This window comes from Faecalibacterium sp. An121 (assembly GCF_002160915.1).
Lineage (GTDB): Bacteria > Bacillota > Clostridia > Oscillospirales > Ruminococcaceae > Faecalibacterium > Faecalibacterium avium.
Window position 1 is genome coordinate 1 of the sequence record NZ_NFLM01000028.1, and the last position, 12,795, is coordinate 12,795.

Annotated in this window: 13 protein-coding genes; 1 reads left to right on the forward strand and 12 read right to left on the reverse strand. The window is 64.7% G+C overall.

The window, feature by feature from the left end; genetic code table 11:
• Positions 1-127 precede the first annotated feature (127 nt).
• The 12 genes from B5E66_RS11645 to B5E66_RS11695 all read right to left on the reverse strand — a co-directional run bounded on the left by B5E66_RS11645 (position 128) and on the right by B5E66_RS11695 (position 11,688).
• Positions 128-802 carry a hypothetical protein gene (locus tag B5E66_RS11645; protein ID WP_087233283.1) on the reverse strand — a complete coding sequence of 225 codons (675 nt, stop codon included), beginning with the start codon at positions 800-802 and terminating at the stop codon, positions 128-130.
• Between the two features lie 258 nt (positions 803-1,060).
• Positions 1,061-2,023, reverse strand: coding sequence for a helix-turn-helix transcriptional regulator (locus B5E66_RS11650; protein WP_087233286.1), 963 nt, complete (start codon positions 2,021-2,023; stop codon positions 1,061-1,063).
• 22 nt (positions 2,024-2,045) lie between these two features.
• The gene (locus tag B5E66_RS11655; protein WP_087233289.1) at positions 2,046-2,909 is read right to left on the reverse strand and encodes a prephenate dehydrogenase; all 864 of its coding nucleotides are present in this window, start codon (positions 2,907-2,909) and stop codon (positions 2,046-2,048) included.
• The gene (aroA, locus tag B5E66_RS11660; protein ID WP_087233293.1) at positions 2,902-4,164 is read right to left on the reverse strand and encodes a 3-phosphoshikimate 1-carboxyvinyltransferase; all 1,263 of its coding nucleotides are present in this window, start codon (positions 4,162-4,164) and stop codon (positions 2,902-2,904) included. Before aroA ends, B5E66_RS11655 begins: the two co-directional genes overlap by 8 nt.
• Positions 4,165-4,167: 3 nt before the next feature.
• Positions 4,168-5,184 (reverse strand): 3-deoxy-7-phosphoheptulonate synthase, encoded by a 1,017-nt coding sequence (aroF, locus tag B5E66_RS11665; RefSeq protein WP_087233296.1) that lies wholly within the window; start codon positions 5,182-5,184, stop codon positions 4,168-4,170.
• 90 nt (positions 5,185-5,274) lie between these two features.
• A complete protein-coding gene (locus B5E66_RS11670; protein ID WP_087233299.1) occupies positions 5,275-6,534 on the reverse strand; it encodes a shikimate kinase in 1,260 nt (419 codons plus the stop codon).
• A complete protein-coding gene (aroC, locus tag B5E66_RS11675; RefSeq protein ID WP_087233302.1) occupies positions 6,535-7,680 on the reverse strand; it encodes a chorismate synthase in 1,146 nt (381 codons plus the stop codon).
• A 2-nt stretch (positions 7,681-7,682) separates the two neighbouring features.
• Positions 7,683-8,729, reverse strand: a complete 1,047-nt coding sequence (locus B5E66_RS11680) for a 3-dehydroquinate synthase (RefSeq protein WP_087233305.1) — start codon at positions 8,727-8,729, stop codon at positions 7,683-7,685.
• Positions 8,726-9,796: a bifunctional chorismate mutase/prephenate dehydratase gene (locus B5E66_RS11685; protein ID WP_087233308.1), complete on the reverse strand. Its 1,071-nt coding sequence runs from the start codon at positions 9,794-9,796 to the stop codon at positions 8,726-8,728. Before B5E66_RS11685 ends, B5E66_RS11680 begins: the two co-directional genes overlap by 4 nt.
• Before the next feature lie 189 nt (positions 9,797-9,985).
• The gene (locus tag B5E66_RS13130) at positions 9,986-10,150 is read right to left on the reverse strand and encodes a hypothetical protein (RefSeq protein WP_158098359.1); all 165 of its coding nucleotides are present in this window, start codon (positions 10,148-10,150) and stop codon (positions 9,986-9,988) included.
• Positions 10,151-10,152: 2 nt separating this feature from the next.
• Positions 10,153-10,911, reverse strand: coding sequence for a hypothetical protein (locus B5E66_RS11690; RefSeq protein ID WP_087233311.1), 759 nt, complete (start codon positions 10,909-10,911; stop codon positions 10,153-10,155).
• 18 nt (positions 10,912-10,929) lie between these two features.
• Positions 10,930-11,688 (reverse strand): lysophospholipid acyltransferase family protein, encoded by a 759-nt coding sequence (locus B5E66_RS11695; RefSeq protein WP_242956033.1) that lies wholly within the window; start codon positions 11,686-11,688, stop codon positions 10,930-10,932.
• Positions 11,689-11,927: 239 nt separating this feature from the next.
• Between B5E66_RS11695 and B5E66_RS11700 the strand changes: the two genes are divergently transcribed.
• Positions 11,928-12,773 carry a DUF624 domain-containing protein gene (locus B5E66_RS11700; RefSeq protein ID WP_087233314.1) on the forward strand — a complete coding sequence of 282 codons (846 nt, stop codon included), beginning with the start codon at positions 11,928-11,930 and terminating at the stop codon, positions 12,771-12,773.
• Positions 12,774-12,795 lie beyond the last annotated feature (22 nt).

The window sequence follows — 12,795 nt, forward strand, 5'->3', positions numbered from 1 at the left end:
TTCTATTCCTCTTTGCCGCCACATCGGATGGGTGTTTTACCCGAGCGCGCAGGTGGTCTCTGGCACCTGTGCGCCCCTTATATCATCTCCCGGTATGGTGCCCCGGGGGTGTTATAAGTAAAGTTACTTAGCCGTTGGTCACAGTACGATCAACAGTTACCAGAACAACATTCACAGAGTCATCACCGACGCTTCTCTCAGCAACGCTCACAGAAACAACGTACTCATACTCCCACACCAGATGATCGTTAGTAGTAGTAACGGATTCGTCCAAGTCGTCCAGATAATCATCCAGAGTGCTAGCAACCTGCTTAATGGTCTCATTGATACCAACACTACCATCAACAGCATAAATCACGCCACATTTTACATCGCTATTGACCTTATCGTTAGTGGTATACCAATCGAGATCCATATCTCCTTCATTCAGGTTCTTGTTAGCCAGCTTCAGTTCATTGGAAATGTAATTGCGCACCTGCTTCCAGCCATCAGCCCAAACATTCTCAACAACCGCAGGCGTACGATGGTCACGTACAACATCTGCAATATCATTGGTTGCCAAATAATTCAGGCTGTTCTGCAATGCAGTCTGATCAGCATTGTTATCCTGGAAAGTGACAAAATCTTTATCTTTCACAGCATCATTTACTGCATCAGCCAGAACATCGGAGTAGCCAGTCACAGTATTGGTATTCTCGCTGGAAGAGCCGCTGTTGCTGTTGCCGCCGTCCTTGCAGCCAGCCAGCATGCTGACGGCCATGATGCCGGCCAGCGCCAGAGAAGCAATCTTCTTGAGTTTCATAATGAATTTTTCCTCCTTATGGTGTATAAAAGATAGAGACCCAAAACAGGTTCAAAGGAAGGTCCTTTCCTTTGTGTGCCTATCATAACATACCCCCCCGGTGTCAAGACCCAATTTCAAATTTTCCCTTTTTTTCTTTATTTTCTTTAGTTCGTGTACTCTAACTTTGTGCGTCGGGGATTCGGAGGCCGCAAAAAAGCGCCCCGCTTTCGCGGGGCGCATCCAGCAGATTATTGGTCCAGTTTTGCGGCTGGGCGTTCAGCACCCATAGACATCGGCCATGCGGCGGCTCAGCAGGGCCAGGCGGGCGCGTACTTCTGCCGGGGCGGTGACCACCACTTTGCCCTCGAACCCGCACACCCAGCCCAAAAAGGGCCCGCTGACGCAGACAGGGGTGGTGAAGTGGAAACTGCCGTCCGGCTCGTCGATCAGGATGGTCTCCCGGCCAAAGCGGTCCAGCATGGCCTCCCGCAGCTCGGGAGCGCAGCGCAAGGTCACCCTGTATTCGGGGCCGCCGTACATATTGAAGTGCTTTTTCAGGTACGCCGGCAGGTTGAAGCTCTCATGCAGAGCGCCGCCGGCGCAGGGCTTGTCCTGCAGCACCTGCACACGGCTCATGCGGTCCACACGGTAATGCCGCACCCCCGCCTTGCTGTCATACTCCTGGTAAGCGATCAGATAATAGCTGCCGCCGTCCCAGGCCAGCTGCCAGGGGCTGACCGTGTGATCCTTGCCGTTGGCATAGTGGAAAGACACCTGCCGCCCGGTGTTGATGGCCTCGTGCAAAGCGTCAATGCTGTAAAGGATCTGGGGGTTTTGGCTGCGGGGCCGGCCCGCCACATACACCTGGCGCTGCAGCTGGGCGGCCTGGTAGTGGGAGGCCAGCTGCTCCAGCTTGCCGATCAGAGCGCCCGTCTTTTCCTGGGGAATGAACCGGCAGCTCTGCACCGCATCCACCAGCAGCTTGAGCTCGGCCAGCTCAAAGGTGCGGTGGGCCAGCCAGTAGCCGCCGCCCCGGCCCCGCTGCAAAAGGATCTCATAGCCCATCTCCCGCAGCGCGTCGATGTCGGTGTAGATGCTCTTGCGCTCACAGGGGATGCCCTGGGCCTCCAGCTTTTCGGCCAGCTGAGGCACCGTCAGGCGGTGGGCCTCGTCGGTCTCGCTCTCAAAAATGCGCACAAGAGCCAGCAGCTTGCGCTTCTGCTTTTCCTGTCTGGCCATAGCCTCCCCCTCCTTTGCAGGGTCAATCGGGCAGTTTTTTGTCAAACATGGCCCGCCGCCGGGTGGAAAGCCGGAACATCTCCTCCAGCCCGGCCCGGTCTCCCGCGGCCAGGGCCGCACGCAGCTGGCCCAGCGCCCCCTCGAACTGGTCGATCTCCGCGATCAGGTTGTCTTTGTTCCACAGGAACAGCTCCGACCACATCGTCTCGTTGATCCTGGCGATGCGGGTCAGGTCCCGGAACGAGTCGCCGGTGTATTCGCACAGGGCGGCATTGTCGTTGGCGCACATCAGGCTGACGGCAATGGCATGGCACAGCTGGCTGACATAGCCGATCATCCGGTCGTGCTCCTCCACCGTCAGGGTCGAAATATGCCGGAACCCCAGCACCTGGGCCAGCTCCGTGATCCAGACGATGGCCCGGGGGGTATTCTTCGGGGTGGGGGTGATGATGAAGTTGGCGGGGCCAAAGTTGACCTCGGCGGCGTGCTCCACGCTGGAAGTCTCCCGGCCCGCCATGGGATGGCTGGGAATAAACTCCACCCCCGGAGGGCACATCTCCTGGATGGGCCCTACCAGGCCCGTCTTGACCCCCGACACATCGGTAAAGATGCACCCGGGCTTGATCCGGCGGCCATACGTCCCAAACCACTCCAGCAGGGTGGTGGGGTACAGGCCAAAGATGATGTGGTCGGCCTGGGCCACCAGGTCCTCGAAGTCATGGGTCTTGCCGCTGCGGATATAGCCCTTGTCCAAAGCGTATTGCAGGTGCTTTTCGCTGCGGTTGATGCCGTCCACATGGAACCCGGCTTTGGTCAGCTCCAGGGCGTATTTGCCGCCCAGAAGCCCCAGGCCCACGATCAGGTAGCGCTCCGACTTGTCAAGCATTCAATTCCACCTCCACCCCCAGCTGCCTGACGGCAGCAAAGAAATCCGGCCAGCTCTTATCCACTGCCTCAGCCCCCTCGATGCAGACGGGCAGCCGCGCGGCTGCGGCCAGCACCGTCAGGCTCATGACCACCCGGTGGTCATTGTGGCCGCTGAGGGGCACGGCGGGCGGATGCAGGGGCCCGCCCTCGATCCACACGGTGCCGCCCTCGCTCCGGATGCAGCCGCCCAGCTTGCGCAGTTCCTGCTCCATGGCGGCGATGCGGTCGCTCTCCTTCAGGCGCAGGCGGCCTGCGTTGCGGATGACCGTCCGGCCCCGGCACAGCAGCCCCATGGCCATCAGGACGGGGCCCAGGTCGGGGCAGTCGGCCAGATCGATCTCCACGCCGTGCAGGGGGCTTTTTGCAAAGCGGAAGCCCTCCGCGCCCCGCTGCGCGCCGCAGCGGTCCAGGATCCGGCCGATCACCGCGTCCCCCTGCAGGGTATCGGCGGCCAGCCCGGTGACCATCACGTCCCCGGCCAGGGCCCCAAGCACCGCCGGGAAGGCGGCCTGGCTCCAGTCCCCCTCCACCGTGATGTCCCGGGGCAGGTAACGCTGCCGGCCGGGCACCAGGAGGGTGGACGCATCCAGCCAGCGGCTCTCCACTCCAAACAGGGCCTGGGCGGCCCGGGTCATCTCGATGTAGCTGCGGCTCTCCACCGGGGGACGCAGCCGCAGGGTGCTGTCCCCGTCCAGCAGGGGCAGAGCAAACAGCAGCCCGCTGACGAACTGGCTGGACACATCCCCCGCCAGCTCGTATTCCCCCGCAGCCAGAGGCCCCGCCACCGTCAAAGTGCCGCCCTCCTGCTCAAACCGGAGGCCCCGCCGGGCAAACAGCTCCCGGTACACGCTCTGGGGCCGCTGCATCAGCCGGCCCCGCCCGGTGAAGGTGACCGCCCGCCCCGACAGCGCCGCCAGCGGGATCAGAAAGCGCAGGGTGCTGCCGCTCTCGCAGCAGTCCACCGGGGCGGCCGGGCAGGCCAGGACGGCCGGCCCGGTCACATGGGCCCAGCCCGCCCCCAGCTCCACCTGCGCCCCAAAGGCGGCTGCGGCGGCCAGGGTGGCGTCGATGTCCTGGCTGTGGGCCAGGTTGTCCACCCGGCTGGTCCCCCCGGCCAGGGCCGCGCAGAGCAGCGCCCTGTGGGCCATGCTCTTGCTGGGGGGCGCGGCCAGAGTCCCACGGATGGGGCCCCCCGGCCTGATCTCGGCCCGCATGGATCACATATCCCGGCCGATGGCCCATGCCACCTGGCGGCACTTGGCCATGGCCTGGGCAAAGGCGTCGGGGGTCAGGCACTGGGCGCCGTCGCTCCAGGCGTGCTGGGGGTCATAGTGGACCTCCACCTCCAGGCCGTCGGCCCCGGCGGCCACCGCCGCGATCATCATGGGCTCCACCAGATTGGACTTGCCGGTGGCGTGGCTGGGGTCCACCACCACGGGCAGATGGGTCTTTTCGTGGATGATGGGCACCGCCGACAGGTCCAGGGTGTTGCGGGTGTACTTTTCAAAGGTGCGGATGCCCCGCTCGCAGAGGATGACGTTCTCATTGCCGCCGGCCATGATGTATTCGGCGCTCATGATCCACTCCTCGATGGTGTTGCACAGGCCCCGCTTGAGCAGCACCGGCTTGTGCATCTTGCCCACCGCCTTGAGCAGCTGGAAGTTCTGCATATTGCGGGCGCCGATCTGGACCACGTCCACATACTCCTCAAACTCGGGGATGCGGTCCTCGCTCATCAGCTCGGAGACGATGGGCAGGCCGGTGGCCTCCCGCGCCTTGACCATGTCCAGGATGCCCTCGGTCTCGAGGCCCTGGAACGAGTAGGGGGAGGTGCGGGGCTTGTAGGCGCCGCCCCGGAACAGGGCAGCGCCCCCTGCCTTGACGCTGGAGGCGATCCGTTTGGCCTGCTCCTCGTTCTCGATGCTGCAGGGGCCGGCCATCACCGCGATCTTCTCATGGCCGCCGATCTTGACCCCGCCGCAGTCGATCACCGAATCCTCGGGGTGGAACAGGCGGTTGGCCCGCTTGTAGGGGGCCGACACGCGGGTGACGTTGTCCACCCAGGGGTTGGCCAGGATGTCCCGCTCGTCCAGCTTGGTGGTGTCGCCCACCAGGCCAAAGACGTTGTAATCGGTGCCCGAGATCAGGGTCACCGACAGGCCCTGCTTTTCAAATTTGTCAACGATCCGGTCCAGTTCTTCCTGGGGCGTGCCTTTTTTGGTCGAAATAATCATGGGTGTTGGTTTCCTTTCTCTGCTTTTATTTTCCCTCTCTGCCGCATCGGCCATCCTGCCGTGCGTTCGAAAAGAAATACCTCATTCATGTCATTCATGGGCAAACAGGTCCTCCAGGGCATCCAGCGCCCGGCCGACCGCCTGCTGCACCGTGCCGTCGTTGGGGATGACGGCGTCCGCCGCCCCCAGATAGAAGGGCCGGCGCTCTTTTTCCATCTGCCGCAGCGCCTCGGGGCTGGAGGACAGAGGCCGTCCGCCCCCCACCGTCAGCTCCTCCAGGGGCCGGTCGATGAACAGGACCACCCCGTTCTGCCGCAAAGCCCGGATGTTGGCGGCGTTTTTGACGATGCCGCCCCCGCAGGAGATCAGCAGGCCGCTCTCTTTGCCAAAGCGGGCCGCCTGTTCGGCTTCCCGCCGGCGGAACCCCGCCTCTCCCTCGGCGGCAAAAAGGTCCGGGATGTTCCGGCCCGCCGCCCGGACGATCTCCTCGTCCAGGTCCACAAAGGTGCGGCCCAGCTTTTCTGCCAGCAGCCGGCCCAGGGTGGTCTTGCCGCTGGAGGGCATCCCCACCAGGGACACGTTCAGGATATCCCTGCGCAGGTCCGCGGTGCCCCGGCGGATCGTTTCTTCCCGGTCCGCAAAGGCAGTGTCCAGGAAATATTCCGCCGCATACACCGCCTGGGCCACCAGCATTTCCAGGCCGCAGGCCCGCACCGGCACCCCGGCCTCTCCGGCCCGCAGCAGCAGCTCGGTGCGGACGGGGTTGTACACCACGTCCAGCACCGCCTCCATCCCCCGCAGGGCGTCGGTGTCCAGCAGGCAGGTCCCCACATCGGGGTACATCCCCGCCGGGGTGGTATTGATCAGGATCTGTCCCCCCGCACCGGCGGCCTCCCGGTAGGACAGCTGGCCGGGGCCGGGCTTCCGGCTGACGGTGAGCACCCGGGCGGCCCCGGCATCCCGGGCCACGGCGGCCACCGTATTGTGGGTGCCGCCGGTGCCCAGGATCAGCACGGTGCGGCCCCGGAAGTCCACCCCGTGGCTGCGGCACAGATGGGCAAAGCCCATGTAGTCGGTGTTGTAGCCGTACAGCCTGCCGTCCCGGTTGACCACCGTGTTCACTGCGCCGATGGCGGCAGCCCGGGGGTCCACCTGGTCGCAAGCATCCATCGCCAGCCGCTTGTAAGGGATGGTGACGTTGACGGCCCGGAAGGGGCGTTCTTCCAAAAAGCGGCGCGCCTCTGCCTCGGTGGGCAGGGCAAGCAGCTGGTAGTCATAGCCGCACAGCCGCTGGTGGATGATCTTGGAGTAGGAGTGTCCCAGCCGGGAACCGATCAGACCGTATTCCATTCAGCGGGCCTCCTCTCGATAGGCATCGGGGCGCGTCATCCAGCTCTCGCCATAGCGCGCGCAGAGCAGGTCCCCCACCGCCACGGCGGCGGCGCAGGTCTGGACGATGGCCGCCCGGGGCACGATGCAGGGGTCATGCCGCCCCTTGATGGACAGCAGCGCGTTCTGTTGCGCGGTGTAATCCACCGTCCGCTGCTGCTGGTAGATGCTGGGGGTGGGCTTGACGGCGGTGCGGAATACCACCGGCATCCCGTTGGCCAGCCCCCCGTTGATGCCGGCGTTGTGGTTGGTCTCGGTCCGGATCCGCCCCTCTTCGTCGATGCGGAAGGGGTCGTTGGCCTGGCTGCCCCGCATGGCTGCAAAACCGAAGCCGGACCCGAACTCGATTCCCTTGACCGCCGGCACCGCAAAGGCCATATGGGCCAGCTTGCTCTCCACGCTGTCAAAGAAGGGTTCGCCCACGCCGGCGGGCAGACCCAGGATGGCGGTCTCCAAAATGCCGCCCACGCTGTCCCCCTCGGCGCCCGCCGCCCGGATGGCGTCCTGCATAGGGGCCTGTACGCCGGGGTCCAGCAGAGCAAAGTCCGCCCCGCAGCCGTCCAGCGTCCGGAGCTGCCGGGCCAGGGCCTCCCCGTCATCCGCCGCAAAGGGGCTGTCGTCTATCCCGGCGCACTGAGCGATGTGGGTGGCGATGCGCACCCCCGCCCGCTCCAGCGCCTGGAGGACGATGGCGCCCCCCGCCACCAGGCCGGCTGTGATCCGGCCCGAAAAGTGCCCGCCGCCCCGGGCGTCCTGGAACCCGCCGTACCGCGCAAAGGCGGTATAATCCGCATGGCCGGGCCGCAGCAGGGAAGCCGTGGCGGCGTAGTCGGCGCTGCGGGTGTTCCGGTTCTCGATCATCAGGGCGATGGGGGTGCCGGTGGTGTGGCCCTGGACCACGCCCGACAGCACCCGCACCTCGTCCGCCTCCACCCGGGCGGTGGACAGGCCGTCCCCGCGGGCCCGGCGGCGGTCCATGCAGGCGGCAACCGCCTGCTCGTCCACCGGCACGCCGGCGGCCATCCCGTCCAGCACGGCCCCGATGGCCGCGCCGTGGCTCTCCCCAAACAGGGTCAGGCTGAGGCAGTCCCCATAGGTGTTCTTCATCTTCAGCCCTCCAGGCCCAGCAGGGAGCGCAGGCTCTCCACCGGGATGGTGTCGGCCCGCCAGCAGCCCAGACCCGGCACCTTGATGACGGTGATCCTGCCGCCCTGGGCCTTCTTGTCATGGAGCATCTCGGCGTAGACCTTCTCCTTGTCAAAGCCGGCGCGCACCGGCAGGCCCAGGCGGCGGTAGACCGCCCGGGTGCGGCGGCGCAGGCTGTTGCTCTCGATCATGGGCAGCATCCCCAGGGCCACGCACTCGCCGTGGTACAATCCCACCTTGCGGCGGCCCTTGATGCCCTTGACCGCCTCGATGCCGTGGCCGATGGTATGTCCAAAGTTGAGGGCGCGGCGGGCGCCGTGCTCGGTCTCGTCCGCCTCCACGATGCCCTTCTTGAACTGGAGGCTGCGGTAGATGATCTGGTCGATGTCCGCATCCACGTCCCCCGTCTCGAACAGTTCAAACAGCTCGGGGTCGGCCAGCAGGCCGGCCTTGATGGCCTCGGCCAGACCGTTGATGTAGTGGCGGCGGGGAAGGGTGGACAGGGTGTCGGCGTCCACCACCACCACCCTGGGCTGCCAGAAGGCGCCCACCACGTTCTTGGTGTCCCCCAGGTCCACGGCGGTCTTGCCGCCGATGGAGGAATCGATCATGGACAGGGTGGTGGTGGGGCAGTTGATGAAATCGATGCCCCGCATATAGACGGCCGCCGCAAAGCCGGCCAGGTCTCCCACCACGCCGCCGCCCACGGCCACCACCAGATCGCCCCGGCCCATGCCGAACGCCAGCATCTGCTGCAGCACCGACTCCAGCGTGCGGAGGCACTTGCTGCCCTCGCCCTGGGGCACCGTAATGATCACGGCCTCGCGGCACTGGTCGGCCACCTGGCGGGCATACACCGGGGGCACCCCGCTGTCGGTGACCACCGCCACCCGGCGGTTCAGATCGGCCAGCTGGTACAGGTTCTGAAGGGCGCCCCGCCGCAGGGTGATGTCGTAACTGCGGGGGCCCAGGTTCATGGTCAGCTTGCTGCCAAATGTGGCTTCACTCATTTTGTATACACTCCTAACATCCGTACCGTCCGGCAGGTGCGGTCCAGCTCCCGCAGCAGGGCCTCGCTCTCGGCCCTGGCGGGGTCGCCCACCAGCTCGGCATAAAAATAATATTCAAAGGGCACATGGGGCATGGGCCGGCTCTTGATCGACTCCATATTGAAGCCGGAAGCGCCGATCTTCTGGATCACCTCGGCCAGCTTGCCGGGCTTGTTGTCCACCGTGAACAGCAAAGAGAACCGGTTGCCTTTGGCGGGCCGCTCTTTGCTGATGACGATGAAGCGGGTGGTGTTGTCCCCGTCGGCGTTGATGTCGGGCACCAGCACCTCCAGTCCGTACAGGGCGGCGGTCTCCCGGCTGGCAATGGCCGCCCGGGAGGGGTCGCCGCTCTCGGCCACATATTTGGCGGCCATGGCGGTGTTGGCCATGGCGGTGCAGGGCAGCTGCATCTGTTTCAAAAAGGTCTCGCTCTGGGCGATGGCCTGCTGATGGCTGTACACATGGCGCACCGCCGTGAGGGGGGTGCCGGGGAGCACCAGCAGGTTCTGATGCACCGGCAGGTCGTACACCTGCACCACCCACAGCTCGGGGTGACGGTAGCACAGGTCCAGCACCGCCGAAACATCCCCGGCATGGCTGTTCTCAAAGGGCACCACGCCCCGGGCCGCATCCCCCGCCGAGACCCGGGCGAACACCTCGTCCCAGGTGGGGCAGCTGACCGCCTTGGCGTGGGGGAACAGCTGGCGCAGGGCGATGTGGGCAAACGCCCCCTCCACCCCCTGGTAGGCCACCCGGTTGCGGCCCAGCAGCAGGGCCTCATACTGGCGCGCCACCTCCATCCGGTTGCGCACATGGTCCAGGTAATAGGGCCGCAGGGCCGGGTCCTGGATCCGGTCCGCCGCCTTTTGCAGCACCTGCTCTTCCCGGGCCGGGTCGTGGATGGGCAGGCCGTGGGCCTGCTTGTAGCGCGCCACCTGCACCACCGCCCGCATCCGCCGTTCAAACAGGGCGGCCAGCTGCGCGTCCACCGCGTCGATCTCCTGACGGGCCTGCTCCAGCTCGTCCATACGAGGTCACTCCCTTCGTTTCGTTCATGTCTCATTCCCCTGTGGTTCGATCTGCTTTATCAGTATACCATACTTGAGGGCGTGAGACAATCGCGCCGCCGGCAGTTTTCGGCCCCCCGCATCCCTCAAAAAACAGGAAAATGCCCAACAAAAAACGCCCTGTCCGCTGTTTGCGGACAGAGCGTGTTCTTACTTTGGGTCTTTCTCCCGGCGGCGCAGGCAGGACAGGCTGGGGGTGGGGGTGTACACCCGGCCATAGGGGTTATCCAGCTCCGCCGGGCGGGGCGGCGCCGGGACGGGCGCCGGGGCAGGGGCAGCCGGCTTTTTCCACCGGCGCAGCAGGCGCAGACGCATCTTCACTCCGCAGCGGCGGTGGAGACGGCGCCGGCGGTCAGCTTGTCCCACAGAGGCTCCCCCGGTGCGATGCTGTCCGCCGCGCCCTGGTTCCATGCGCCCCGGAATGCCACATAGAACTGGCTCATATACTCCTGGCTGTCCCCCGTGCCGTTCTGGGTGGCGTCGGGGCCATAGCTGCCCAGGTCCAGCCCGGTGAGGACCGGGCAGTCGGTCCAGCGGTAGACCATGTTCCACCAGTCGCTGTCGCTGTCCCCCGCCGGCAAAGTGCCGTCCAGATACCGCAGCGCGCCGGTGTTCTCCTCAAAGCCCGCCGGGTCATAGAGGATGAAGATGGAGCTGAGGGCCCCCTGGACGTCGGCGGCCAGGCGGGTGGTGCCCGCCATGGTCAGATAGGCGTCGGTGTCCGACTGGTCATCCCCGCTGTAGTCCAGAGTATATACGTTGACCGTCACGTTCACCGCGCCGTCCCCGTTGAGGTCCTCCCCAAAGGCGGCCAGCTGCTGCTGCAGGGCGTCCACTGTATCCTCCGGCAGGTAGTAGGGGGCCACCACCCCGATGTTGTAGTCGGGGTGCACCGTAAAGAAATACTGCCCGATGAAGCAGTAGCCCACAAAGCCCACCGCAATGGCGGCCACCACCACCCATTTGAGGTTGTAGTCCCACCAGTTGTTCCACCGTTCCCGGCGGGTATACTGCCGCTGGGCCCGGGGGCGCAGGTCTTCTTCTTTGATGTCGCGTTCGTACCGGTAGCTTGCCATAAGCCTTGTTCTCCCTTATTACAGGACGGTCTGGTCCAGGCGGCTCAGGGTGGCCATGATGTTCTGCCGGACCGCCTCGGGCAGCTGGCGCTGCTCCTCTTTGCTCATGCCGGCGGTCTGGATGGCGGGCAGGATGGTGACCCGCACCGACCCCGGGTGGACGATGTAATTGTGGCTCTCATAGAGGGCCCGGGCGCCGCTGATGGCCACCGGCACCACAGGCGCCCCCGTCTTGATGGCGATGCGGAAAGCCCCGGCCTTGAACTCGCCCACGCCTCCTTCTTCGCCCTTATAGCGGGTGCCCTCGGGGAAGATCACAAAGCTCTCCCCGCCGCGCACGATGGCGGCCCCGTCCTTCAGGGCCTGCAGGGAGGCCCGCACATCATCCCGCTCCACATACAGGCAGCCCAGCAGCTTCATCCACCGGCTCAGCAGGGGGATGCGGGACAGTTCCTTTTTGGCCAGCAGGCCGTGGGGCTTGTCCAGGGCGACCAGCATCAGGGGGATGTCGAAATAGCTGCGATGGTTGCCCACAAAGACCACCGGCCCGCCGGTGGGGATCCGCTCACGGCCTTCCACCGTCAGCTGTACCCCGCCCATCCACAGCAGCCCCCGGCACCAGCGGGGGATATGCTTGTCCACCAGCTGGCGCACTTTGGCCCGGTCGCCGGCGGCCTGGGCCTTCTCGCCCTGGCGCAGGACAGGGTAGAACAGCAGCATATAGCCGAACATATAGGCATACATCGCGATGGTGCGCAAAACATACAGGATCTTCAAACAACTGACCTCCCATCGGTCACAATACTCTCATGTCATTTTCCTGTTAAAACACATCTATTGTAGCACAGTTGCAGCCAAAATGGGAGATGGAAACAGTTTTTTTACAAAACCACACCGCCGGGGGTCTTGCAAAATCGGCCCAATGCAGGTATTATGTAAGATGAATAAAAGCATCGGTGATCTGCTTTTGTATGCCGGGCGGTTTTCACAGCCGCCCACAGAGAGGGACAAGAGAAATGGGACTTTTTCCAAGCGCGGATGATTTCAAGGCCGGGCACGGCATCCAGAAGGACGCTCCCCGCAAGACGGGTGTGGGCCGCTTTTTCGAGCTGCTGGGCCGCGACATGAACGGTATGTTCCTGGCAAACCTGCTGGCCTGCCTGGGCTTTCTGCCGGTGATCTGCCTGGTCTACATCGGTTTTTTGATGAACAACCTGCCCGTTATGCTGGTCAGTGCCGCCGTGGGCGGCATCCTGGCGGGGCCTACCCTGGCCGGGGTCTACGACACGGTGCTGCGCGCCCTGCGGGATGAGCCGGGCTACTGGTGGACCACCTACCGCCGGGCCTTCCGGCAGAATTTCAAGGCCAGCATCCTGCCCGGCATCCTCTACTGTGTGGTGGTCACCGTGCAGATCTTCATGGTCTATTTCTGCTTCCATATGCTGGCCCAGGGGGTCAACGTGGGCACCGGCGTGTGGGTGGCCACCGTCCTCAACCTGGTGATCTTCCACATGATGTTCGCCTATATGTGGCCCCAGGTGGTGCTGCTGGAGCAGCCCCTGCGCCAGACCCTGGCCAACAGCGTCCGGTGTATGCTGGCCTTTCTGCCCCATGCGCTGGCAGCCGCCATCGTCCAGGTGGTGTTCTGGGGCATCGTGATCCTGTGTATGCCCCTGGGCCTGCTGCTGATGGTGGTGTTCGGGTTCTGGTTCTCCTGCGAGGTGAGCTGCCAGATCGTGAGCGGCGACCTGGAGCGGGTGTTCCACATCGAAGAAAAGATCCGTGCCCGGAAGGACGCCGAGCTGGCCCAGGCCCTGGAAGCCGAAAAGGCCGCTTCCTCCGGCACAGACAGCGACGTGTGAGCGCCGCAGAAGGGAAGGCCCC